The sequence below is a fragment of the Tenacibaculum insulae genome, from assembly GCF_964512435.1.
GTDB lineage: Bacteria > Bacteroidota > Bacteroidia > Flavobacteriales > Flavobacteriaceae > Polaribacter > Polaribacter insulae_A.
Map to the genome: position 1 here is coordinate 1,873,711 of NZ_OZ208512.1, position 24,104 is coordinate 1,897,814.

Annotated in this window: 24 protein-coding genes, 1 tRNA gene and 1 other RNA gene; 15 read left to right on the top strand and 11 right to left on the bottom strand. The window is 30.9% G+C overall.

Annotated features, from left to right (window positions below; translation table 11 throughout):
- Nucleotides 1-269 precede the first annotated feature (269 nt).
- From ACN5J5_RS08670 to ACN5J5_RS08685, 4 genes are all read right to left on the bottom strand, one after another.
- A tRNA-Arg gene (locus ACN5J5_RS08670) sits at nucleotides 270-343 on the bottom strand.
- A gap of 78 nt (nucleotides 344-421) precedes the next feature.
- Entirely contained in the window at nucleotides 422-649 is a 228-nt protein-coding gene (locus ACN5J5_RS08675; RefSeq protein ID WP_418644528.1) for a DUF2007 domain-containing protein, read from the bottom strand.
- Between the two features lie 14 nt (nucleotides 650-663).
- On the bottom strand, nucleotides 664-816 hold the full coding sequence (locus ACN5J5_RS08680; RefSeq protein ID WP_418644529.1) for an SsrA-binding protein: 153 nt from the start codon (nucleotides 814-816) through the stop codon (nucleotides 664-666).
- Between the two features lie 95 nt (nucleotides 817-911).
- Nucleotides 912-2,249: a hypothetical protein gene (locus ACN5J5_RS08685; protein ID WP_418644530.1), complete on the bottom strand. Its 1,338-nt coding sequence runs from the start codon at nucleotides 2,247-2,249 to the stop codon at nucleotides 912-914.
- A gap of 494 nt (nucleotides 2,250-2,743) precedes the next feature.
- Between ACN5J5_RS08685 and ACN5J5_RS08690 the strand changes: the two genes are divergently transcribed.
- Nucleotides 2,744-3,685 (top strand): calcium/sodium antiporter, encoded by a 942-nt coding sequence (locus ACN5J5_RS08690; protein ID WP_418644531.1) that lies wholly within the window; start codon nucleotides 2,744-2,746, stop codon nucleotides 3,683-3,685.
- Nucleotides 3,686-3,767: 82 nt separating this feature from the next.
- Here the strand turns inward: ACN5J5_RS08690 and ACN5J5_RS08695 are convergent, their stop codons facing one another.
- Nucleotides 3,768-4,790, bottom strand: a complete 1,023-nt coding sequence (locus ACN5J5_RS08695) for a glutamine synthetase beta-grasp domain-containing protein (protein ID WP_418644532.1) — start codon at nucleotides 4,788-4,790, stop codon at nucleotides 3,768-3,770.
- Nucleotides 4,791-4,982: 192 nt separating this feature from the next.
- Between ACN5J5_RS08695 and ACN5J5_RS08700 the strand changes: the two genes are divergently transcribed.
- The 8 genes from ACN5J5_RS08700 (at nucleotide 4,983) to ACN5J5_RS08735 (ending at nucleotide 14,385) form a co-directional block, all read left to right on the top strand.
- Nucleotides 4,983-7,166: a glutamine synthetase III gene (locus ACN5J5_RS08700; protein WP_418644533.1), complete on the top strand. Its 2,184-nt coding sequence runs from the start codon at nucleotides 4,983-4,985 to the stop codon at nucleotides 7,164-7,166.
- 400 nt (nucleotides 7,167-7,566) lie between these two features.
- Nucleotides 7,567-8,565, top strand: a complete 999-nt coding sequence (locus tag ACN5J5_RS08705; RefSeq protein WP_418644534.1) for a hypothetical protein — start codon at nucleotides 7,567-7,569, stop codon at nucleotides 8,563-8,565.
- Between the two features lie 59 nt (nucleotides 8,566-8,624).
- Nucleotides 8,625-9,062: a hypothetical protein gene (locus ACN5J5_RS08710; protein ID WP_418644535.1), complete on the top strand. Its 438-nt coding sequence runs from the start codon at nucleotides 8,625-8,627 to the stop codon at nucleotides 9,060-9,062.
- 16 nt (nucleotides 9,063-9,078) lie between these two features.
- Nucleotides 9,079-9,801 (top strand): CsgE family curli-type amyloid fiber assembly protein, encoded by a 723-nt coding sequence (locus ACN5J5_RS08715; RefSeq protein ID WP_418644536.1) that lies wholly within the window; start codon nucleotides 9,079-9,081, stop codon nucleotides 9,799-9,801.
- An 18-nt stretch (nucleotides 9,802-9,819) separates the two neighbouring features.
- Entirely contained in the window at nucleotides 9,820-10,227 is a 408-nt protein-coding gene (locus ACN5J5_RS08720) for a curli assembly protein CsgF (RefSeq protein ID WP_418644537.1), read from the top strand.
- 7 nt (nucleotides 10,228-10,234) lie between these two features.
- The gene (locus tag ACN5J5_RS08725) at nucleotides 10,235-11,575 is read left to right on the top strand and encodes a CsgG/HfaB family protein (protein ID WP_418644538.1); all 1,341 of its coding nucleotides are present in this window, start codon (nucleotides 10,235-10,237) and stop codon (nucleotides 11,573-11,575) included.
- A 12-nt stretch (nucleotides 11,576-11,587) separates the two neighbouring features.
- Nucleotides 11,588-13,099 carry a carboxypeptidase regulatory-like domain-containing protein gene (locus ACN5J5_RS08730; RefSeq protein ID WP_418644539.1) on the top strand — a complete coding sequence of 504 codons (1,512 nt, stop codon included), beginning with the start codon at nucleotides 11,588-11,590 and terminating at the stop codon, nucleotides 13,097-13,099.
- Between the two features lie 107 nt (nucleotides 13,100-13,206).
- Nucleotides 13,207-14,385: an AIR synthase related protein gene (locus ACN5J5_RS08735; RefSeq protein ID WP_418644540.1), complete on the top strand. Its 1,179-nt coding sequence runs from the start codon at nucleotides 13,207-13,209 to the stop codon at nucleotides 14,383-14,385.
- Between the two features lie 51 nt (nucleotides 14,386-14,436).
- Here the strand turns inward: ACN5J5_RS08735 and ACN5J5_RS08740 are convergent, their stop codons facing one another.
- Entirely contained in the window at nucleotides 14,437-15,024 is a 588-nt protein-coding gene (locus ACN5J5_RS08740; protein WP_418644541.1) for a hypothetical protein, read from the bottom strand.
- Nucleotides 15,025-15,173: 149 nt separating this feature from the next.
- Here ACN5J5_RS08740 and ACN5J5_RS08745 point away from each other — a divergent pair, with 149 nt between their 5' ends.
- Nucleotides 15,174-16,049: a winged helix-turn-helix domain-containing protein gene (locus ACN5J5_RS08745; protein ID WP_418644542.1), complete on the top strand. Its 876-nt coding sequence runs from the start codon at nucleotides 15,174-15,176 to the stop codon at nucleotides 16,047-16,049.
- Here the strand turns inward: ACN5J5_RS08745 and ACN5J5_RS08750 are convergent.
- Nucleotides 16,033-16,464: a DUF6265 family protein gene (locus ACN5J5_RS08750; RefSeq protein ID WP_418644543.1), complete on the bottom strand. Its 432-nt coding sequence runs from the start codon at nucleotides 16,462-16,464 to the stop codon at nucleotides 16,033-16,035. The two genes, ACN5J5_RS08745 and ACN5J5_RS08750, sit on opposite strands and share 17 nt — an antisense overlap.
- An 80-nt stretch (nucleotides 16,465-16,544) precedes the next feature.
- On the opposite strand from ACN5J5_RS08750, the gene prfA reads away from it, so the two are divergent.
- A complete protein-coding gene (gene prfA, locus ACN5J5_RS08755) occupies nucleotides 16,545-17,621 on the top strand; it encodes a peptide chain release factor 1 (RefSeq protein ID WP_418644544.1) in 1,077 nt (358 codons plus the stop codon).
- A 41-nt stretch (nucleotides 17,622-17,662) separates the two neighbouring features.
- Here the strand turns inward: prfA and ssrA are convergent.
- Nucleotides 17,663-18,057: a transfer-messenger RNA gene (gene ssrA / locus ACN5J5_RS08760) on the bottom strand.
- Nucleotides 18,058-18,285: 228 nt separating this feature from the next.
- Between ssrA and ACN5J5_RS08765 the strand changes: the two genes are divergently transcribed.
- The 3 genes from ACN5J5_RS08765 to ACN5J5_RS08775 are packed head-to-tail and all read left to right on the top strand — an operon-like array spanning nucleotide 18,286 to nucleotide 20,112.
- Nucleotides 18,286-19,494, top strand: a complete 1,209-nt coding sequence (locus ACN5J5_RS08765; RefSeq protein ID WP_418644545.1) for an NAD(P)-dependent oxidoreductase — start codon at nucleotides 18,286-18,288, stop codon at nucleotides 19,492-19,494.
- Between the two features lie 44 nt (nucleotides 19,495-19,538).
- Nucleotides 19,539-19,757: a DUF3820 family protein gene (locus ACN5J5_RS08770; RefSeq protein ID WP_418644546.1), complete on the top strand. Its 219-nt coding sequence runs from the start codon at nucleotides 19,539-19,541 to the stop codon at nucleotides 19,755-19,757.
- 4 nt (nucleotides 19,758-19,761) lie between these two features.
- A complete protein-coding gene (locus ACN5J5_RS08775; RefSeq protein WP_418644547.1) occupies nucleotides 19,762-20,112 on the top strand; it encodes a DUF1801 domain-containing protein in 351 nt (116 codons plus the stop codon).
- A 73-nt stretch (nucleotides 20,113-20,185) separates the two neighbouring features.
- On the opposite strand, the gene ACN5J5_RS08780 is transcribed toward ACN5J5_RS08775, so the two are convergent.
- From ACN5J5_RS08780 to kdsA, 3 genes are read right to left on the bottom strand one after another with little or no spacing between them, the layout of a single operon-like run.
- The gene (locus tag ACN5J5_RS08780) at nucleotides 20,186-21,145 is read right to left on the bottom strand and encodes a transglutaminase domain-containing protein (RefSeq protein ID WP_418644548.1); all 960 of its coding nucleotides are present in this window, start codon (nucleotides 21,143-21,145) and stop codon (nucleotides 20,186-20,188) included.
- A 33-nt stretch (nucleotides 21,146-21,178) separates the two neighbouring features.
- On the bottom strand, nucleotides 21,179-22,135 hold the full coding sequence (locus ACN5J5_RS08785; protein WP_418644549.1) for a transglutaminase domain-containing protein: 957 nt from the start codon (nucleotides 22,133-22,135) through the stop codon (nucleotides 21,179-21,181).
- A 40-nt stretch (nucleotides 22,136-22,175) separates the two neighbouring features.
- Nucleotides 22,176-22,994: a 3-deoxy-8-phosphooctulonate synthase gene (gene kdsA, locus ACN5J5_RS08790; protein WP_418644550.1), complete on the bottom strand. Its 819-nt coding sequence runs from the start codon at nucleotides 22,992-22,994 to the stop codon at nucleotides 22,176-22,178.
- A 90-nt stretch (nucleotides 22,995-23,084) separates the two neighbouring features.
- Between kdsA and ACN5J5_RS08795 the strand changes: the two genes are divergently transcribed.
- Nucleotides 23,085-24,077 (top strand): M20/M25/M40 family metallo-hydrolase, encoded by a 993-nt coding sequence (locus ACN5J5_RS08795; protein WP_418644551.1) that lies wholly within the window; start codon nucleotides 23,085-23,087, stop codon nucleotides 24,075-24,077.
- Nucleotides 24,078-24,104: the final 27 nt, after the last annotated feature.

A 24,104-nucleotide genomic window follows, 5' to 3' on the forward strand; every position in this document is an offset into this window, starting at 1 on the left:
AGCATAAAACAAAGGCTTTAAAACGCAAAAATCATCATTTAGGTAGTATTGCGTGTTAATTAAAATTAACATTTTAGGTAAGTGAATGATTTAAGAGCCTTAAAAATGTCAATTTTCAATTTGTAAAAGTTAATTTATGTATCATTTTGCTAACGTCAGAAAAACGAGAAAAAGTAAAACTTTCGGAAAAACTCGGGATATACTCGGGATTTTGAAGTAATAAAAAACCCTAAATAACTGTAAATTAGTCAATTAGGGTTTTATTGTTGTGACCTCGACAGGATTCAAACCTGTAACCTCTTGAGCCGTAATCAAGTGCGCTATTCAGTTGCGCCACGAGGCCGTTTTGCGGGTGCAAATATAGAAATGTTTTTTAAGTTTTAAAAATAAAAAATCATTTTTTTTTAATTTTATTTTTACACTATCCGTTTAGCTCTTCTCTAAAAATGTCTATTATTTTTTGAGCGGCCTCAAAATCAGAATTATAGATAAATAATTCGCAAGAATCTCCTGTGGCACCAAAGCCTGCTAATCTTCCAGATTCTTTACTATCTTTAATTAAGGTAGCTATTTTTGCTTCATCAAGTAAAAAAGCAAGTCTGTTTGTTAAAATTGTAGTTCCTGTATATACTTTAATATGTTCTTTCATAACTGTAGTTTTTTTTAATCTAATGAATTTATAGTAACAAAAGCACGCCAACCAACAATTGCAAGTTGAAATTTTGATGCTTTAGAAATATCTAGCTCCTTTTTAGTAAAAGAAGGTAGTAAAATTTTGTTGAATTTAGCTAAAATTTTGAAGAGTTGTTTTTTCATTAAATGTTTGATTATTTATCAAAAATACTGAAAAATAATTAGTTGCTCAGAGCAAAGTTAAAACAATGTCTTTGCTCTGATTAACTAAAGTGTTTTTATTTTTTGCTCTCCATCATTTTTTTAGCAAGATCAGCACCAATTAAAGATTGTAGTAGGTTTCCGTTATTTCCGTTTTTACTTCCTTCGATATAAGTTGATGGTAACTGTAAATCTTTTATTTGCTCTGCTACACCAACTGCGGTTTTGTATTCCCATTCTGCTTTTTCTTGCGGCGTTAAACCAGCGCTAACTAATTTTGCGTTTTCATAATATTGAGCATCAGCAGCAACTTTTTTACTTTTAGCCTTAAATTGCTCTACTTCAAATTGTTTTTTCTCTTTTATCAAATTAAATCCAGCTACTTTGGCTTCGGTTTCAGCTTCTATGGTTTGTTGAATCTGAATTTTTTCTAACCTAGCTCTTTCTTTAGCTTTTTCAGATTCTCCTTTGGCAACCTCTTTTTTAGCTCTGTAATATTCGCGCTCAGCTTGTTGTTTTTCTAATTGAGTTTGCGCAACTTCATTTTTTTGTAAATCTAATCGTTCATCAAAAGAAGCTTCCCAGTCAATACCAGTTACTTGTGCTTGGTAAATTTTTAAACCATATTGTTTTAAGGTGTTTGAGTTGTCTCTAATAATAGTACCGTCCTCTTTTCTTTTTATTCTAAACTTTTTTTGTTTACTAGATTTACCAACTTTTATTTTTCTAATAGTAGTGGTATCTCCTACGATTTCATTGCTATTTTCAGATTCATAGTATTGTTCTACTTGGTACATTCCATTTTCTAGTTGATCTCTAAAATATCTGTCAAAATCTGAGGCTTGCCCCGAAATATAATCTTGCGCATCCATTAATTTACACGTGTTTTTTATGGCGGCATCAATATTGGGTAAAACCCTTCCATAAATCAGTTTAGATTCGCTTCTGTTTCTATCAGCCATGTTTAAGAAAACCTCTTCGTCGTTAATGTTTACACCTACAATTACAGAAGTGCTTATTTCTGCTTTAATAGCATCGCTAAATTCCCATTTTTGCGCTTTTCTGTTGTAAATTCCACGATCACTTTTTGGTAGTTCGCTTTCATCATCTACAATAATATCTTTTATAGATGTTTCGTAAGAAAGCGGAATAATTCTTCCCCACCATTTAAGTTTTAATCCTTGGGTGGTAATCATTTTGTCTCCACCAGAAACGTATTGTACGGCGTAGGCTGTACCAGCATCAGCATAAAAGAACATTCCTGTAATTATACTCATAAGTATTCCTAATAATGTAAATTGAATACTTCTGTTGGTGGTAAACCAGTTTAAGAATTTGTTGTTTTTAATTATTGAATTTAAAACTAAGGTAATTAACCCTGTGATAATTAATAGTACTCCGATAAATGTTAGCATAATGTATAGTTTGATTTTTAAAGTTGATTAATATAAAAGTGTGATAATTGTTGCAATTTTTACTGCAATAATAATTAGTTTAATAGTGATAGCAATCATTGTTTTTGTGTTTTTTTATTAGTAAATTTAAGTGTATTCCGGAATTGTTTTATCAATATATATCAAAGAGAGTCATACTTCCAAAAATTTAAATACGATTTCATTTATTTGAATTTAAGTTTTAAGTTAAAAAAATGATTTTAGTTTTAAAATGAAACTTATTTTACTTGTTTTGTGTTTTGTTTATAAATTGTTTTGCTGTATTTTTATTGTTTTCTGTAATTAAGTAAAGGGTGTTTTTACTTCTTTTTTGTAAATCAAAAGAAAAACGATGTTGCTAAAAGGTGTTTTTTAAGTGTTTGATTTTTTTTAAAAATATTTTTGATTAAATTTCTATGTTTTATGATGACGATAAATTCCGTGTCAAAACTCTATCTTCGCAAAAAAAATATTAAATGAGTATTGTATATATAATAATAGGACTATTGCTGTTAGTTCTTGGTGGTAATTGGTTGTTAAAAGCAGCAGTAGGTTTATCATTAAAATTAAATATTCCTAAAATTGTAATTGGAATGACGGTTGTTTCTTTTGCAACCTCTGCGCCAGAGTTAATTGTAAGTATTAAATCAGCTTTAAGCGGAGCAACGGGGTTGGCCGTTGGTAACGTAATCGGTTCTAATATTGCAAACTTAGGATTGGTTTTAGGTATTACAGTTATTCTTTCTACGATTGATGTTGAGAAGAGTTTTTATAAAACAGATTGGCCAATGATGATGTTTGCTTCAGTTTTGTTGTACTTTTTTATTGCTTTTGATAATACAATTCAGCAGTACGAAGGAGTTATTTTGTTTGCAATGTTAATCGTTTTTTTAATTTATTTATTGCGTTTTCAAAAACAAGCGGTTGTAGATGAGATGCCTGAAGATGATGAAGCGTTACCGTTATATAAAATAGCTTTGTTTTTAGCTATTGGAGGTGCTGGTTTATGGGGTGGTTCAGAATTGTTGATTGATGGAGCTACTACTTTAGCAAAAAACTTTGGGGTAAGTAATGCAATAATAGGAGTTACTGTAGTTTCGGTAGGAACCAGTATTCCTGAATTAGCAGCATCTATTATTGCGGTGATGAAAAAAGAAAAAGCAATTTCGTTAGGAAATTTAATAGGCTCAAACGTGTTTAATATTTTGGCGGTATTAGGTATTACTGCTATTATTACACCGGTTGAAGTAAAGCCAGATGCTTTAATTTTGATAACAAGTGATATTTATTGGATGTTGGCAATTTCTTTTGCAGTATTACCTTTGGTTTTCTTTCCTAAAAAATTACGTTTAAATTGGAAAGATGGAATTTTATTGTTGATAACCTATTTTACGTTTGTCTATTTTACACTTCAGTAGTTTATATTTAATACATTAAAAAAGGCTTTAAATTTAATTTAAAGCCTTTTTTGTTGTTGTGTGTGTGTTGTTATGGAAAATATTATAAATTCTCGCAAACTGGTTTTACAGTTTGGATAATTCTTGATGCAATTTTGTAAGGATCTCCGTTAGAAGCAGGTCTTCTGTCTTCTAAATAACCTTTCCAACCGCTTTCTACTGTTAAAATAGGAATACGGATAGAAGCTCCTCTATCAGAAATACCATAGCTGAAATCAGTAATTGATGCAGTTTCGTGTAATCCTGTTAAACGTTGGTCGTTATGCGCTCCGTAAATATCAATATGTTCTTTAGTTACTGGTCTAAAAGCTTCACAAACTTTCATGTAAACTTCTTCCGATCCACAAGTTCTTAATGTAGTGTTAGAGAAGTTTGCATGCATTCCAGATCCGTTCCAGTCTCCTTTTACAGGTTTAGGGTGGTATTCAATATAGTAACCATATTGTTCAGTTAATCTATCTAATAAGTATCTAGCAATCCAAATTTCATCACCAGCTTTTCTTGCTCCTTTAGCAAATAATTGAAATTCCCATTGTCCTGAAGCAACCTCTTGGTTAATTCCTTCAAAGTTTAAGCCAGCATCAATACATAAATCAGCATGTTTTTCAACAAAATCTCTACCATGTGTATTTCTACCACCTACAGAACAGTAGTACATTCCTTGTGGTCCTGGGTATCCTCCAACAGGGAAACCTAAAGGAAGTTGTGTTTTTTTATCCATGATAAAATATTCTTGTTCAAAACCGAACCAGAAATCGTTATCATTATCATTAATTGTAGCACGTGCGTTAGATTCATGCGGAGTTCCGTCAGAATTCATAACCTCTGTCATTACTAAGTATCCATTAATACGAGTAGGATCTGGATGAATTGCAACAGGTTTTAAGATACAGTCAGAAGAACCTCCTGAAGCTTGTTTTGTTGAAGATCCATCAAAAGACCAGTTTTTAAGTTCAGCTAAGGTTCCTTGAAAATTTTCGTGTTCCTCAACTTTTGTTTTACTTCTTAAGTTTTGTGTTGGTGTGTAACCATCTAGCCAAATGTACTCTAATTTAATTTTTGCCATGATAATAGTAAGAATGTGTTGTTATAATTAATTCTGTTACAAAAGTGTGTATTTTATTTTATATATCAAAATAAGTAGGGGGTAAAGTTTTAAAACATATATAATAATTATGATACCCCTAATTTTTTAAGGGTTATTTTGTTTTAAAATGATTTTGTGTATTTTTGAACTTCAATTTTTAAACTTTATATAATGCCAACTTTAAGATTTAGTGCTTTAAAAGAAACGTTGCATAGAAAACCTGTTTTTATAGAAGAAAAAGGTAAACGTTCGGAGTTGTTTGGGAAAAATGTATTTAACGAACAAGCAATGCGTCAATATATGACTAAAGATGCTTATCAAAGTGTAATGGATGCTGTAGAATTTGGTAGTAAAATAGATAGAAAAATTGCTGATCAAATAGCTGTAAGCATGAAAGATTGGGCATTATCTAAAGGAGCAACACATTATACACATTGGTTTCAGCCTTTAACAGGGGCAACTGCCGAAAAGCACGATGCTTTTTTTGAAACCATAAAAGGAGGTGGTGCAATGGAGCGTTTTGATGGAGGACAATTAGTACAGCAAGAGCCAGATGCGTCTAGTTTTCCGAATGGAGGCATAAGAAATACGTTTGAAGCTCGTGGTTATACAGCTTGGGATCCTACATCGCCAGCCTTTGTGTATGGTACAACTTTATGTATTCCAACAGTTTTTGTTGCTTATACTGGTGAAGCGTTAGATAACAAAGCGCCTTTGTTAAGGGCTTTACAGGCGGTGGATAACGCAGCAACAGCGGTTTGTAAGTATTTTGATAAAAATGTTGCCAAAGTAAATGCAACACTGGGTTGGGAGCAAGAATATTTTTTAATTGATACAGCTTTGGCAGCTGCTAGACCAGATTTAATGATGACAGGAAGAACTTTATTAGGGCATTCGCCTGCAAAGGGACAACAGTTAGATGATCATTATTTTGGTTCTATTCCTGATAGGGTAATGAGTTTTATGAGAGATTTAGAACAGGAATGTATGTTGTTGGGAGTACCTGTAAAAACTAGGCATAACGAGGTTGCTCCAAATCAATTTGAGTTGGCTCCAATTTTTGAAGAAGCAAATTTAGCGGTAGATCATAATTCGTTATTAATGGATGTGATGGAAAAAGTATCGCAACGTCATCAATTTAAAATATTATTTCACGAAAAACCTTTTGATGGAATTAATGGTTCGGGGAAACATAATAATTGGTCTTTAGAAACAAATACGGGCGTTAACTTATTAAGACCAGGAAAAACGCCAATGAAGAATTTGCAATTTTTAACCTTTTTTGTAAATACTATTAAAGCGGTTCATGATTACGAAGAGTTAATAAGAGCATCAATGGCAAGTGCAAGTAACGACCATCGATTAGGGGCAAATGAAGCACCGCCTGCTATAATATCTGTATTTATAGGTTCGCAATTATCAGCAGTGCTAGATGAATTAGAAAACGTAACAAAGGGAAAATTATCGCCTAAAGAAAAAACAGACTTAAAATTAAATATCGTAGGTAAAATTCCTGAAATTTTATTAGATAATACGGATAGAAATAGAACCTCTCCTTTTGCATTTACAGGAAATAAATTTGAGTTAAGAGCAGTAGGGTCGTGGTCTAATTGTGCAGGGCCAATGACGGTTTTAAATACTATTATAGCAAAACAGTTAAAAGAGTTTAAAATTGAAGTTGATAAACTGGTTGAGGTAAAAAATCTTAAAAAAGACGAAGCGGTTTTTAATGTGTTAAGAGAATATATTAAAGCCTCGAAAAAAATTAGATTTGAAGGTGATGGATATGGTGATGTTTGGGAAAAAGAAGCTGTAAAAAGAGGTTTAAGCAACAATAAAACAACTCCAGAAGCTTTAAAAGCAAAAATATCTAAAAAAGCTATTTCGCTTTTTGAAGAAATGAGAGTGATGAATAAAATAGAGGTGGAGGCTCGTCATGAAATTGAGTTAGAGGAGTACTCAAAACGCATTCAGATAGAAAGTAGGGTGTTAGGAGATGTAGCAAGAAATCACGTGATTCCTACAGCAATTCAGTACCAAAATACATTAATAGAAAATGTTAAAGGTTTAAAAGAAATTTTTGGAGAAGGTTTTGAAAAACATGCGAAAGAACAAATTGATTTAATAAAAAAAATATCGGGTCATATTGCAGGAATTAATTCTCAAATTGAAAAAATGACTGAAGAGCGTAAAAAGGCAAATAAATTTAAAGGGCAACAGAATGCTGATGCTTATTGTAATAAAGTAAAACCATTTTTTGATGAAATCCGTTATCATTGCGATAAGCTAGAATTAATGGTTGATGATAATTTGTGGCCTTTAACCAAATACAGAGAATTATTATTTACGAGGTAAAAAAATCCTCTTTTTAAATAAAGAAAATTCTTCTTTTTATAAGGGGATTTTCCCCTTTTTTATCTTTTTGAAAACCCAATAAAAAGATGTGAATACCTTTCTATCAGTTGTTTTATGGCTTTTTAATTAAAATTGTAAAACAACTGATTTATTATTTAGTCTTTTAATAGAAATGAATAGTTTGTATATTAGCTACGTTTAAACACGCAAACTATATATAGTTTTTACAACTGCCTTTTATAAGGTTGATGAAAATGAAAAAAATGACACACCTTAGTCATTTCATTTTACCCTAGTAATTTTATTTTACCCCAAAAAAATTTAATAGCACCTTAATACATACTTAATTGTGTGGTTAATGTTCTAGAAATTAATTAAATGTATTTTAAAATTATTTATTATGAAAAAAGTATTAATAGTAGCAGCTTTTTTAGCTACAGGAATCGCGTTTTCTCAAACGCAAAATGTTCAGACAAGTACAGGAAATAGCGATGCTATAGGAAAAACAGTAAAGTCAACAACTCATGCAGAAGATTATACAAATAGTAATAGACCGTCGTGTGCAGACTGTGAAGTGCAACAAGCTGAGCGTCCTACAGGATTTATAACTCAAGGTAAAAATAAAGTTGATATTTTACAAGTTGGAGATAATAATGAGGCGAAAGGAGAACAGGTAGGAAATAGTAATATGTCGTTAATAAGACAAGATAATACGAACTTTATTCCTGGTCAATCGGGTAATTTAGCTTCAACTTATCAAAGTGGTTTTGGAAACGGAGCGGATATTAAGCAAGCTGGAGATAATAATAAGTCACGTATTTTTCAAAGTGGAGATGATAACTACGCAAAACAAGATGTAGGAGTTGGTCAAGCGGAAGGAAACGAAACTTATGTACTTCAATCAGGAGACGGAAATACTTCTTCTCAAAAACAACGTTACGATAATAACCAAGCATCGGCATATCAATTTGGTAGTGGTAACTCTGTTATTCAAGATCAATCTAGTGGGCCTAATCAGTCTAGTGGAAGTGAGGCTTTTGCAAACCAAGTAGGAGAGGATAATAAAGCGGAACAAAACCAAACAGGTAGTCATAACTATGCGTCAGTTTATCAAACAGGTAATGGTAATGAATCTGAAGAAAATCAGGTAACAACTACTGATGATCCTGCTATTTGTAATATCTCTACGGTTAATCAAGTAGGAGATGATAATAAATCATGTGTTACTCAAGATTCTGATATGGGTAATAACTGTAGTTTAGTAAATCAAATAGGTAATGGTAACCATTCAAAAGTTAACCAAACAGCTTATCAGGGAGGTAATAATGCTTCGTGTGTATTACAAAGAGGTAATATGAATACAGCACAAGTTATTCAAACTGGTCCAGGAAGTATTTAATAGTTTAAAATGGAGTAAGAATAGTATTCTTACTCCATTTTTTTATTTAAAAAATAAAGATGATGAAATCAATTAAAAAAGTACTTATTGTTTTTGTGTTCTTATTCACAGTTTTAGTTCAGTCTCAAGAAGAAAAAGTACCTAGTTATTTTTCTAATACGACAGAATTAAATTTGTTGCAGTTAACAGGGAATTCTGTTGATGATTTTCAGAACAAATTACAGGGAAAAACAAGTGCAATATCATTAAAACAAATTGGTAACGAAAATAATGTGACAATAAATGATAAAAATTCGTACGGAGAGCACAAGGTTTATCAGCTAGGAAATCAGAATAATTATCAGTTTTTAAATTATAAAAATAACGAGTTTATTAATTTAGGAATAAAACAAACAGGTAACTCTAATTTATTAAAAATTACAGGTACAAATTCACTATTTAAAAATCTTACCATTACGCAGTTTGGCGGAACCAAAATGAGCATCGTTAATTATTAAAAAAAAATGTTTTAAAATGAAAAGTAAAATTGCGTTTGTTTTGATTTTATGTTTTTTTTTAACGCATTTTTCTAATGCTCAAGAGTTTGATGAATATAAAGTTAAAGGAAGAATTCATTTAACCCAAATAGATGATTTTTTAACACTAAGAGCTCAGGTTTTAAATAAAGAATCGTTTTTTATAAATGAACTTAATTACAATTTTGTAGTACTAAAAAAAGGAAGTTCAGGTAATTTTTCTAAGAACAGTCAGTCTAATGATTTTTCTTTAAAACCAAAAGAAGAAAAACAATTATCAACCATTAAAATAAATATAAAAAAGAACGAAGAGTTAAGAATATATCTATTTATAAAATATAAAAACAAACTTATAAATAGAGATACATTATTTCTATCAAAGAAAAAAAAACAATTAAAAAAGAAAGTAAGTGAGGAGCAGTTTTTAATAAGAGGAATTGTTATAGATGAGGTTATGACCAAAATAGGTAAAGATTATCATGATTTTTTTTATAAAGAATATTTGGTGACAGGAAAAAACTATCCATTTATTATAAAAATTGTTGAAAAACCAGCAATGGGACGAAGTAGTATGTTGTCGGTAGAAGTTGATCGAAAAAAAATTCATGAATTTTTTGCTAGACCAGAAGAGGATTACTTAAAATCTAATGTTGCTAGAGCTATGCGAAGTTTAAGAGTATATAATCAAAGAAGAAAAACAACTTTTCAAAATAAAATATAAAAACTAAAAACACCTGTTATGAAACAAAAATTACTATTTATATTACTTCTGATATCTAGTTTTGTGTATTCACAAGATTTAGTCTACAAACCAATTAGTCCTTTTTTTGGAGGAGAAACATTTAATTATCAACAAATAATAGCTTCAGTTACGGCTCAAAATGATTTTTCAGATGATGAAGATTCTCAAAGAGATGTGCCAACAGCTTTAGAAAACTTTACCAATAGTTTAAATAATAGGTTGCTTAGTTCTTTGTCGCAAAGTTTATTTCAAGAGCAATTGGGAGATGCAAATTTAACAGTTGGAACTTATACTTTTGGCGATTTAGTGGTTGAAATAACGCCGGGAACTAATGGTTTAAATGTTAGTATATTAAACATTACTAATGGTGAGCAAACTCAAATAACAATACCTGGCGGTAATTAAAATTACTATGAAAAAACATACAAGTATAATCTACTTGTTGGTAATTCAATTGCTAACAAGTTGCGGCGCTTATTTTAATCAACCACTTACGCAAACAAAGGCAAGAATAGGTGAAAATACCTCACCTGAATTTTTGGCTAAAAATTTTCTTCCATCAAAAAAAATAATTGTTGGAGTTTATAAGTTTAGAGACCAAACAGGGCAGTATAAACCAGTGCAAAACGGATCTACATTTAGCACTGCGGTAACGCAAGGAGGAACCACTATTTTATTAAAATCATTAGAAGAGTCAGGTTGGTTTAGGCCAATAGAAAGAGAAAACATAGGAAATCTTTTAAACGAACGACAAATAATAAGAAATACCCGTCAAGAATACGCCAATGGTAAAAAAGTAACCATGCCACCATTGCTTTTTGCAGGAACTATTATTGAAGGAGGTGTGGTGTCTTACGATTCAAATATTATAACTGGTGGTTCTGGTTTGCGATATTTTGGAGTGGGAGCTTCCAATCAATATCGGCAAGATAGGATAACGGTGTATTTAAGAATTGTGTCAACATCAACAGGTGAAATTCTTAAAAATGTATATGTTTCAAAAACAATTTTATCACAAGGTATTTCGGCAAATTTGTATCGTTATGTTTCTTTAAGAAGGCTTTTAGAGGCAGAAACAGGAGTTACCAAAAACGAACCTGCGCAGTTAGCTGTAAAAGAAGCAATAGATAAAGCTGTTGATTTATTGATTGTAGAAGGTGTTGTAGATGGTGTTTGGCAGCCTAAAGGAGGTGTATCTGCAATTAACTATATTAAAGAAGTGTATCAGAAAGAAAAATTAGAGGCTGATAAAATAAAATTATACCATAGAAAGCAAGAGGATAGAAGAAGTAAGTTTGCGGTAGGTGCAGGAATGGGATTGTATAATATTAAAGGAGATTATGCAAATTCAACATACCAATTTGGATTTGATTTTAAATTAGAATATACGTTCGACGACCCTAAATTTAATTTTTGGGGAACCGTAGGTAGGTTGGAGTTGGATAATAAAGGAACTTTTCATGAAACGTTTCTTACTTCTGGATTAAATTTTGAGTACACCATTTTGCCTTACGAAAGGTTTACGCCGTATGTTTATGGAGGAGTTGGTTCGATATCAAGAAAAGATTTAAAAGAAACTTTTTTTAAGCTACAGGGAGGTGTTGGAATTGAGTATTTGATTACAAATAAAGTTGGTTTTTTTGTAAATGGAGAGTACAATATGTTAACGTCAGATAATTTAGATAGGCAAGTTGTTGGAGAAAAAAACGACTTGTATTGGGGATTTAGAGCGGGTATAAATGTCTATTTTTAAATAAAAAATCAAATGAAAAAAGGTATAAAAATATTAACAGTACTCCTAATTACATTTCTTTTTGTTGATTGTGGAGAAGACGGTACTATTGGTTTAGTATCGTATGGAGATTTAACAGGAAAGGTTGTTGAAAAAGAAGGATATATTCCTTTAGAAAACGTTAAAATAACTATTTCGCCTACAAATAATACCGTGTTTACTGATGCTGAAGGGAATTTTAAATTTGAAGGAATCGAAGCGCAAGAATATTCAGTACAGGCAGCCAAAGAAGAGTTTTTAGATCAGTTTGAAGGAGCTACTGTAACTAAAGATAAAGTGGTTAATGTTGTGTTAGAAATGGAAATTTCAACAGCTTTAAATAAGCCGCCAACAAAACCAACATTAATAACGCCCGAAGACGGAGCAGGAGATTTACCAAATGAAATAACGTTGTTGTGGGAAGCAACAGATCCGGATGAAGATGAGCTAACTTTTGCTATTGAAATTAGAAATGATTTTGATAACCAAGTAACGAGAATTACCGATTTAAAAGATAAAAATTACACATTATCAGATTTAAAATACGGAGCAAAATATTTTTGGAGTATTGAGGCTTCAGATGGTATTCATACAGAAGTAGTAAGTAGTATTAGGTCTTTTACAATTAAAGATGACCCAGCAAACAGGTATTTTTATACTAAAAATGAAGAAGGTAATAATGTAATTTATTCATCGAGTTATACTGATGAAAATGAAGAGGTGTTTAATACTGTTAAATTAACAAATGCGAGTTTAAATTCTTGGAGACCCAGAAAAAATAACCTCATAAATTTAATAGCTTTTTTAAGAATAGATAATAACGAAGCACATATATATACAATGAAAACAAATGGTGATGCTATTAAAAAAGTAACATCAACCATTCCTGTTGCAGGGTTTAAATTAAATGAACTAGATTTTTCATGGTCTTCGGATGGTAGTAAATTAATCTACCCATATTTTAATAAGTTATATTCAATAAATAAAGATGGCAGTGATTTGCAAAAAATATACGAAACGGCAGATGGTAGTTTAATTTCAGAATGCGATTGGAGCACTGATGGATCTAAAATAGCAATAAAAACAAATGACTCGGATGGTTATAATGGAGCAATATTTATGATTGATTTAAACGGAAATGTTATAGAAACCATTGTAACGGGAGTTCAAGGAGCTTTAGGAGGTTTAAACTTGTCGGCATCAGGAAATAAATTATTATTTACAAGAGATGTATCTAATCATCAGGTAACAAATTACAGGCAATTAGATACTAGATTGTTTATTTATAGTTTTACTGATATGAGTTTTACTGATGCTTCGGATGCTGATAAAGAAAACGGAACAAATGATTTAGATCCTAGGTTTTCGCCAAACGAAGCAGATATTATTTTTGTAAACACATCAAACGATGGTATTTCTCAAAAAAATATTATGAAAACAAATTTATCAGGAAACATAGAAAGAGTTACGTTATTTGCAAATGCAACAATGCCAGATTGGGAATAATATCCAACAATTTTAAATCAAGAAAAAAGTGAACCATAAAAAACGTTCGCTTTTTTCTTGATTTAAAATTTAGATAAACTAAATTTGCAGCAACAACACAACAAAAAATGAGTAACGAAGTATCTAAACGCTACGCACAACGCGGAGTATCAGCATCTAAAGAAGATGTACACAATGCAATTAAAAATATAGACAAAGGCTTGTTTCCGAAAGCTTTTTGTAAAATTGTTCCTGATTATTTAACAAACGACAATGATTATTGTTTAATAATGCACGCAGATGGTGCAGGAACAAAATCATCCTTAGCATATATGTACTGGAAAGAAACAGGAGATATTTCTGTTTGGAAAGGAATTGCTCAAGATGCATTAATTATGAATATTGATGATTTATTATGCGTTGGTGCAACCGATAACATAATGTTGTCCTCAACCATTGGACGTAATAAAAGTAAAATTCCTGGAGAAGTTTTATCAGCGATTATTAACGGAACAGAGGAGTTAATTGATGATTTAAAAAAATTCGGAGTTACCATTCATTCAACAGGTGGTGAAACTGCTGATGTTGGAGATTTAGTACGTACAATTATTGTAGATTCTACCGTAACTGCACGTATGAAACGTAGTGATGTTATTGATAACGCAAACATAAAAGCAGGCGATGTAATTGTTGGTTTAGAATCTTTTGGACAAGCAAGTTACGAAACTGAATATAATGGCGGAATGGGATCTAACGGATTAACCTCGGCACGTCATGATGTTTTTGATAATTATTTAGCGACTAAATATCCTGAAAGTTTTGATGCGGCCGTTCCTGCGGATTTAGTGTATTCGGGAAAAACAAAACTGACTGATTCTGTAGAGAATTCTCCTATTGATGCAGGTAAATTAGTGTTGTCGCCAACAAGAACGTATGCGCCAATTATTAAAGAAATTTTATCAAAATTTAACTCAGATACCGTTCACGGAATGATTCATTGTTCTGGAGGAGCGCAAACTAAAATTTTACATTTTATTGATAATTTGCATATTGTAAAAGACAATATGTTTCCAATACCACCTTTATTTAAATTGATTCAAGAGCAATCTAAAACAGATTGGAAAGAAATGTATCAGGTATTTAATTGTGGACACAGAATGGAACTGTATGTGTCGCCAGAAGTAGCAGCAGATATCATCGCTATTTCAAAATCATACAATGTAAATGCACAAATTATTGGTAAAGTAGAAGCGTCAGAAACAAAAAAACTAACTATAAATAGTGAGTTTGGTACTTTTGAGTATTAGTAGGTGAAAATAAATTTAAAAAAAAGCCTCAGAATTTTCTGAGGCTTTTTTTTAGTTACATAAATCTGAGAGCAATTTTATATCGTTCAATGTTGCCCAAGTTTTGTGAGTAAACTCTTTTGGAGAAAACTTAAATAAAAGAGTTGTATTTTGATTGTTTTTACAATGATAACTTTCTATTAAAACATTTAGCGTAATCATATTTTTGGTAGCAAAACGATCAAATATTCTTACAGATCCTTTATAATAAGTAACCGTTTTTTCTTTTTTAATTTTTGATATTACAGCTGATGAATATTTTTCATCCGCTTTAGCGTTCATGTCAATTTTATTCAAGCTATTAAAGTATTTTACTAAATCTATCTCTAATTCTTTAACAGGGATTTTCCTATTAACATCTATGCACCAAGCATAGGTGTACGACCAAAAGAAATCGTGTTTAGGTTTAATCCAACCTCTTTTGGGAGGAAATCTAATTTCTCCAACTCCTATATAATCCATATGTCTGGCAGGAAAACGAATAACCTCTTGCCCCCAAGTAGTATCTAATTTGATTAAGTTGAACTCGTTTTTTTGTCCGAAAGCGTTTGTCAAACAAAAAAGTAACATAAAAATTAGTGTTATTATTTTAGTTTTCATAAGTGTGGTTTTATAGCATATTAAAAATAACTATTTGGTTATTTACCTGATAAAATTAAGGTTAGCAACTCCAAAGAGTGTCAAAAAAATGTAAAAGAAGTGTCAACTGTTGTAAAAAGTCATAAAAATGTAGGTTATTTACGGTAATTATGAGCAGAAATAAAATTTATATATACAGTGTTTTAGTACTCCTTCTTTTTTTAAGTTGGATATTTTCTTCATCAACTAAAAATAATAAAGACTTTTCTGAAAGCGTAAAAATTTCTTTACGCGATGTTGGTAATCAGTTATTACTTTTAAATCAAGATTCAACCTCAGTGGTTTTACCGGTAATAGCATTAGATAAAAATAATTATAGTTTATCGTTTCAAAACAAACTTTTTTTTGAGCCAAATAATTTGGTTACGCTTGTTAAAAATAGTTTTAATAAGTTAAAATTACCCAACAATTATAGAGTTTCAGTTTTTCAATGTGTAGATGATGAGGTTGCGTATAGTTACCAAATGGGCTTTGAAAAAGAAGACACTATTGTTCCTTGCAAAGGACGAGTTTTACCAGAAAACTGTTATACAATTCAAGTAAAATTTAAAGCAGAAAAACGTTTATTTATCTCAAAAAAAATATTGTTGTTTGGTGGTTTTTTGTTGATGTTAATTGTTGTTTTTGATGTATTGTTTTTTAAAAAGAAAGAGGTTTCTACAGTAAAAAAAGAAGTAAATAAACACGCTAACATCGGAATTTTTAAATTTTATCCAGAAGAAAATAAATTAGTAAAACAGGCAACGGAAATTAGTTTATCTAAAAAGGAGTGCGAATTGCTGGCTATTTTTGTTGCAAATCCAAATAAAATTATAAAAAGAGATGAGCTAACAAAAAAGGTTTGGGAAGATAACGGTGTTTTTGTTGGCAGAAGTTTAGATACTTATATTTCTAAACTGCGTAAAAAACTAAAAGAAGACAATACGATTAAGCTAACCAATATTCACGGAGTTGGTTATAAGTTAGAAATTAATTCATCTTTTTAAAAACAAAATCAATTCCGAATTTTTTGTTAGATACACGAGCCTTTAATTTCTCGTTATCTATCCAGTATTTAATTTCGGTAGGAAAATCGTGCGTTGGGTTTTTAGCAACAAAAGAAGTATCTGTTTGTTGGGTAAACTTAAATAAAGTAGGTTTTTCGTTTACACCTTCAACTTTTAAATGTAACGTGTCTTTAATAGTTGCGATACTCATTATTTCTTTAAAAATAGTATCATTTTGTTGTAAGGTAAATCCGGTTCCGGTTAAATTATTAATCCAAAATTCATAAGTATTTTTTGTTGGTTTTTCATTAATTCGTTCCCATTTACCAATTAACCAAGTGGGTTTTTTATTTTTCTTTTTGGTATTACAAGAAAAAAGTAGAAAAGAGACAAGTAATAATGAAAAAAGACGCATAAGGTTGAGTTTAAATGAAATAAAGATATGGATTAAATTCGATAAAAAAACGTAAATTCGCAAACTAGAAAAGTAAGAAGATGTTAGACAAATTAAGAATTATAAAACAGCGTTATGATGAGGTTTCGGATTTAATTATCCAACCAGAAATTATCATGGATCAAAAACGTTACGTTAAATTAAGTAAAGAATATAAAGATTTAGGTAAAGTTGTTAAGAAAGGCGATGAATATAAAAGTCTAACAGATGCAATTGAAGAAGCCAAAGAAATTTTAGCAGACGGTAGCGATGCCGAAATGGTAGAAATGGCAAAAATGGAAATGGACGAAGCAAAAGTTCGTATTCCTGCCTTAGAAGATGAAATTAAATTTTTATTAATACCTAAAGATCCAGAAGACGGTAAAAATGCCGTAGTAGAATTACGTGCAGGTACAGGTGGAGATGAAGCAAGTTTATTTGCTGGAGATTTATTTAGAATGTACACAAAATATTGCGAAGGTAGAGGTTGGAAAGTTTCTACTGTAGATTATTCTGAAGGAACCAATGGTGGATTTAAAGAAATTCAGTTTGAAGTTTCTGGTGATGATGTGTACGGAACGTTAAAGTTTGAAGCTGGTGTGCACCGTGTACAACGTGTACCACAAACCGAAACACAAGGTCGTGTACATACATCGGCAGCTACTTGTATGGTTTTTCCGGAAGCAGAAGAGTTTGATGTAGAAATTAATCCGAAAGAAGTACGTATTGATTTTTTCTGTTCATCAGGTCCAGGAGGTCAATCTGTAAATACTACGTATTCAGCAGTTCGATTAACGCACATTCCAACAGGATTGGTAGCACAATGTCAAGATCAAAAATCGCAGCATAAAAACAAAGAAAAAGCATTTAAAGTATTACGTTCTCGTTTATATGATATGGAATTGGCTAAAAAACAAGCCGCAGATGCTTTAAAGCGTGGTTCTATGGTATCATCAGGAGATAGAAGTGCAAAAATTAGAACCTATAATTATCCGCAAGGTCGTGTAACCGATCACCGAATAGGTTTAACATTATACGATTTATCAAACATTGTAAACGGAGATATTCAAAAAATAATAGACGAGCTTATGCTTGCCGAAAATACTTCTAAACTAAAAGAATTAGGAGAAACTATTTAAAACAAAAAAAGCGTAATCAAATTGATTACGCTTTTTTTTATTAGTGGAGACGCCGAGAATCGAACTCGGGTCCAAACAAGTAGTTCAAAGGCTTTCTACATACTTAGTTCTTTCTTAATTTTCGACTAATAACTGATTAAGAACAATCTGTTAAAAGCTTATCTTCTTTAGTTTCAAAAACCCGTTAAAGCACCAGGTTTTCTATGTTTACATTTACGATGCCCAAAAATGAAACGCCGTAAACCAAGGCTTTTCGTGGACATAAAGCTTGCACACCTTGTGTGCCTAGGCCAATCCTACTATAATTCGGATTAAGCAGCTAAAGCGTAGTTATCTTCGCCGTTTAAAAAGTTGAAAAAAAGTTTAACGAGTTGTCTCTTCACTCCTCGGTATGCTTACATTATCACTAGTCTCGCTGTCAAAACCAGTCGTCCCCAATATGTCAAAAATCAATAAAAATCAGTCAAAAATTATGCCGATTTTTTTTAGGGCGTTCGGGCGGGCTTTCGCTACTCACTTTTTGTTCGTGCCTCACAAAAGAGTTCAAACAAACCGCTCAATCCCTAACGCAATAATTTACGGGCAACAAAGATAACAAAAACAGGCTTGTGCGAACCTATAAAAATAAGTAAATTCGCAGCACTTCAAAAAAAGAAATCAAAATATGAAATTTGCAATTATAAAAGAACGTAAAAATCCACCAGATAGGAGAGTAGTATTTTCACCAGAAAAATTAAAAGAATTCAAACAACAATTTCCACAAGCCGAAATAGTTGTAGAAAGTTCAGATATCAGAATTTTTCCGGATCAAGAATACCAACAAGCAGGTTTCGAAGTGGTAACAAACGTTTCCGATTGCGATGTTTTATTAGGAGTAAAAGAAGTTCCTTTAGAGAACCTTATTCCCAATAAAAAATATTTTTATTTTAGTCACACGATCAAAAAACAACCATACAATCGTAAGTTGTTAAAAGCAATGTTAGCTAAAAATATTGAGATGTATGACCACGAAACAATTATTAAAGAAAACGGAGCCCGATTAATCGGTTTTGGTCGTTATGCAGGTTTAGTGGGAGCTTACAACGGTTTTAGAGCAATCGGATTAAAAGAAAACACTTTTAACTTGCCAAAAGTTGAAACTTTAGCCGATTTAAATGCTGTAAAAGCCGAATTAGATAAAATAACGCTACCAAATATAAAAATAGTGTTAACAGGTACCGGAAAAGTTGCCTACGGAGCCAAAGAAATTTTAGATCATTTAGGTATAAAACAAGTGTCAGATAGTTTGTATTTAACATCAACATTTACAGAGCCAGTGTACAGTATGATTGATGTTTTAGAGTACAATAAAAAAACTGATGGTACAGCAGGCGATAAGTATGCTTTTTATAAAGATCCGACAGGTTACGAGAGTGATTTTATGAAATATGCAAAAGTTACCGATTATTTTATAGCAGGTCATTTTTATGGTAACGAAGCTCCTTATTTGTTTACAAGAAAAGATGCCAAATCGCCAGATTTTAACATAAAATATGTAGCAGATGTTTCTTGCGATGTAGATGGGCCAGTAGCATCAACAATAAAAGCATCAACAATAGCAGATCCTATTTACGGTTACGATCCACAAACCGAAAAAGAAGTATCTTTTAAAGACAAAGATGCCATAACTGTTATGGCAGTAGATAATTTACCTTGCGAGTTACCAAAAGATGCCAGCGAAGGTTTTGGCGAAATGTTTTTAAAACATGTAATTCCGTCATTTTATAATAATGATAAAGACGGAATTTTAGCAAGAGCAAAAATGACAACCAACAACGGTAAATTAACCGAACGTTATTCATATTTACAAGAATATGTTAACGGAAATGAATAACAAATAAAATCCCGCAAAAGCGGGATTTTTCTTATAAAAAATAAATGTTACCAGACCAACAATTTTTAATTGATACCGCAAATATGAGAATGCCTTTTGGTAAATATAAAGGAGTGTTTTTAGTTGATATTCCTGAATATTATTTAGTGTGGTACAAAAACAAAGGGTTTCCTGAAGGTAAATTAGGTAAAATGATGGGCTTGGTTTACGAATTACAGCTAAACGGATTAGAGGATATTTTACGAAAAGTAAAAAAATTATAATTCAATGAAGCCAGCCGAAGTATACATTTTAAAACAAGAAGAACCATTAAAATCAATTTTATTACATCTTCAGGTTTTAATAGCGATTAATTTTCCTAAAGCTGAGTTGTTATATAAATGGAAACTTCCGTTTTATTATTTAAACAACAAACCTTTGTGTTATTTTAATGCAACTAAAAAAGGTTTTGTTGATGTTGGTTTTTACGCTAAAACACCTCTAAAAAATTACAATAATTTTGTAGTAACAGAAAAAAGAAAAGCAGTAAAATCACTCCGTTATTACAAAATAGAAGATATAAATGAGAAGGTGTTAATTTCTGTATTGTTAGAAGCCTATAAAGTAAGATTGTTGTAATTCGTGTTCTCTATAGAGGTCTTGAATTCAATGATATAACGGATAAATTCTCTTCAAATGTACAAGACAGTAGTTATAGCTTAATTTTATATTGTAAGGCAAGCTCATTTTCAATATATATGTGTAAGTAGGTGTCTTTATTAGGATTTGGAAAGTAAAGGTCTGTAATAAGATTTCTATTTTTAATTTTTGGTGTTTTGATTATGTTTTCATGAGAAAAAAAATACTTAATGTTATTTGTGTTTTTAGACTTTTTTATTTTTAGGTGTATTTTTTTGTTGTCAATTATTTTTATTTCTCCAATTTTAGGTTCTAAAATTTCAACATTATATTTTAAAAAAGCATTTTGATAAAAAGGTTCATAACAAAAAGTAGCTAATGGTTTTTGGTTTAAAAAAGTTTGCCATTTTTTATCAGAAGGAAAATGAGTTAATCTTAGTTTTTCTTTTTTTACATTAAAATATTCTAAGTTTAATTCTTGTTGCCAAACATCCTTGTAAACATAACCAGAGCCATAAGTAGCATCAAAAAGCATCCATTTTTCATTAATTTTAACCGCGTTCCAAATATGGTTTTTATTAAAAGGTATTATTCCTATTTCATTAATAGATGATTTAACGTAGCCTAAAACTAATTCATTATCTAGGTTAATTAGGTTACATAGTTTATTAAATAATAAAGCATAATTGTTACAAATCCCTTTTTTATCATTAAAAGTTTTATTAATAACTTCCTTTTTTTCTCGATTTTGAATTCTTTTTAAGTCAAAATTATTAGTATATGTAATAAATTGGGGTGGTTTTAACGATTTGGTATTGTAATAATCGTATTCAATATTTAAAGCTATCCAGGTGTAAATGGCTCTAACTTTTTCAGTTTTAGTTTTAAAATCGTAATCTATTCTTTTGGCTAAACTTTCTATAGATGTTGCTTTTTGATAAGAAAGTATAACTTGATCAACCCTTTTTAAGTCTTGAGAGAAAGAATTTATACAAAAAAATAGACTTAAAAAGAGTAAATTAAATTTAACCATAGCTGTAAACATTTAGTTATAAATGTAATGAATTTATTTTAATAAAAACTCTAAAACAACGTCATTATCAATAATTAAGTAAATTTCTTTGCTGTTTTTTGGCGGAATTATATTAATTATTACCATGTTTTTATTAAAAGAAGTTCTTGGTTTTTTAGCATATTTAAAGCCTCTAAAACCACAAAGTATAGATTGGTTTTTACGTATATTTTTAAGTGTTAACGAAACTGATCCGTCTTCTTTTTTGTATAAAATCCCTGAATTTGGTTTTATCAGCTTGTAATCTTTTTTTAGAAAAAAAGGAGTGTAAATTGGTTGTTTAAAATAAGTGTTTAAACTCATTCTTTTTACACGTAGTTGCCATAATTTGTCTTCAGGAAAATGGGTGTAAAAATACTTTTGTTTCGGAATATTAAAAAAATAATCGTTAAAATAGTGTTGCCATTTACCATTTGTAACTGCTCCTGCAGCCCAAGTGGCATCAATATAAATCCACTTATTGTTTAGTTTTACGGCATTCCAAGCATGATTGGTTGTTTTTGTAACGCGACCAATATCATAAGAAGAATTTCTAACATAACCTTTTACAACTTGATTTTCGATATTTAAAAGTGTACAAACTTTACCAAATGTTTGTGCATAACCTTCGCATACGGCACTTCTGCTAGAGAGTGTTTTTTTTACAATATTATCTTTTATGGCTCTTATTTTCGCTTGTTTATCAGCTTCATCTTTATAGCGAAAATGAATCCTTTTTTGCTTCGGATTGTAAAATTCGTCTAAATTATAACGAATGTTAAACGACAGCCAAGAAAAAACAGCTCTAACTTTTTCTTCATCCGAATTAAAATCCGTAGAAATTTTATCAGCTAATTTACTTGCCGTAATTAATTTTGGATATGTTTTTATTTTAGTATCTACTTCTAAAAATTTTTGAGCAGATAAAAAAGTAGGTATCGAAATGAATAAAAATAGAAAAAGTTGTTTCATATAAGTGTTTTATAACAACTTTAGTTACCAAAAATTGTGCCTATAAATTATTTATTGTTTTACGAATAGTAACTAAGTTATTTAATAAACCTTCTAAATAATCAAGATGTAGCATATTAGCTCCGTCAGATTTTGCGTTAGCAGGATCAAAATGTGTTTCAATAAATAAACCATCAACATTGTTTACAACTCCGGCTCTTGCAATAGTTTCAATCATATCAGGTCTTCCGCCTGTAACACCGCTCGATTGGTTTGGTTGTTGTAAAGAATGGGTAACATCTAAAACGGTAGGAGCGTATTGACGCATGGTAGGAATCCCTCTAAAATCTACAATCATATCTTGGTAACCAAACATGGTTCCACGATCGGTTATCCAAGCTTTTTGGTTACCTGCATCATGCACTTTTTTTACAGCATGTTGCATTGCTTCCGGACTCATAAATTGCCCTTTTTTTAGGTTAACAACTTTACCTGTTTTTGCAGCAGCTACCACTAAATCTGTTTGACGTACTAAAAAAGCAGGAATTTGTAAAACATCAACATACTCCGCAGCTTTATAAGCGTCTTCTACTTCATGAATATCAGTAACTGTAGGCACATTAAAAGTTTCAGAAACTTTACGTAAAATTTTTAATGCTTTTTCATCACCTATTCCTGTAAAACTATCAATTCTACTACGATTAGCTTTTTTAAAACTTCCTTTAAAAATATAAGGAATCTCTAACTTATCAGTAATTGCTATAACTTTTTCGGCAATTCGCATGGCCATATCTTCACTTTCAATGGCACAAGGTCCTGCTAAAAGAAAAAAGTTATTTGCATCAGTATGTTTTATATTTGGGATAAGTTGTAAGTCCATCGTTGTAAAATTTTCAACAAAATTAAGAAATTAAATTGGCTATATTTAGCCTTTTAAATTAAATCCGCATTAAACCATAAATTAACTTCAATGAAAAAAATAATATATGCATCGGCATTTGCAACAATGTTGCTATTATCTTGTAAAACAGTAAAAAATAATCAAGAACAATCAACAATTAATTCTTCGGAAGTTGTAACGGAAAAAAGTGTAATTACGATTGATTCTTCTTTGGTAAAAAAACACCTATATACTTTAGCTTCGGATGAAATGGGAGGGAGAAAACCTGGAACGGAAGGAATAGAAAAGGCTGCTAAGTATATAGAAAGTGAGTTTGCAAAAATAGGATTAGATACTTATAATTCGTTACCAACTTTTCGTCAAAATTTCGATTATAAAGGAATAAAAATGTTTAATGTTATTGGTGTTTTAGAAGGGAAAAGTAAAAAAGACGAATACGTTGTAGTCTCTGCACACTACGATCATTTAGGAACCAAAAAAGATGGTGAAGGAGATTTAATTTTTAATGGTGCAAATGATGATGCTTCGGGTGTTACGGGTGTTTTAGCTTTGGCAAAATATTTTAAAGAAAAAGGGCAAAATGAACGAACAATTGTTTTTGTAGCTTTTACAGCTGAAGAAATGGGGTTAATAGGTTCTACACATTTTGGTAAGGGAATTGATGCGGCTAAATTTGTAGCAGGAATTAATTTAGAAATGATTGGTAAAACGCCAAGTTTTGGGCCAAATACAGCTTGGTTAACAGGTTTTGAACGTTCTGATTTTGGTAAAATAATTCAGAAGAATTTAGTGGGAACAGGATATCAGTTATTTCCAGATCCATATAAAAAATTCAATTTATTTTTTAGGTCAGATAATGCTTCTTTGGCAAAATTAGGAGTTCCGTCTCATACATTTTCAACAACTCCGATTGATGTTGATAAAGATTATCATAAAGTATCTGACGAGGCAGAAACTTTAAATATGACAGTAATTACCGAAACAATTAAAGCGGTAGCTAAAGGAACTGAAAGTATAATTAATGGTAAGGATACTCCAACAAGAGTGGTGTTAGAAAAATAATCGATAAAATTTTGTAAAAAAAAAGCC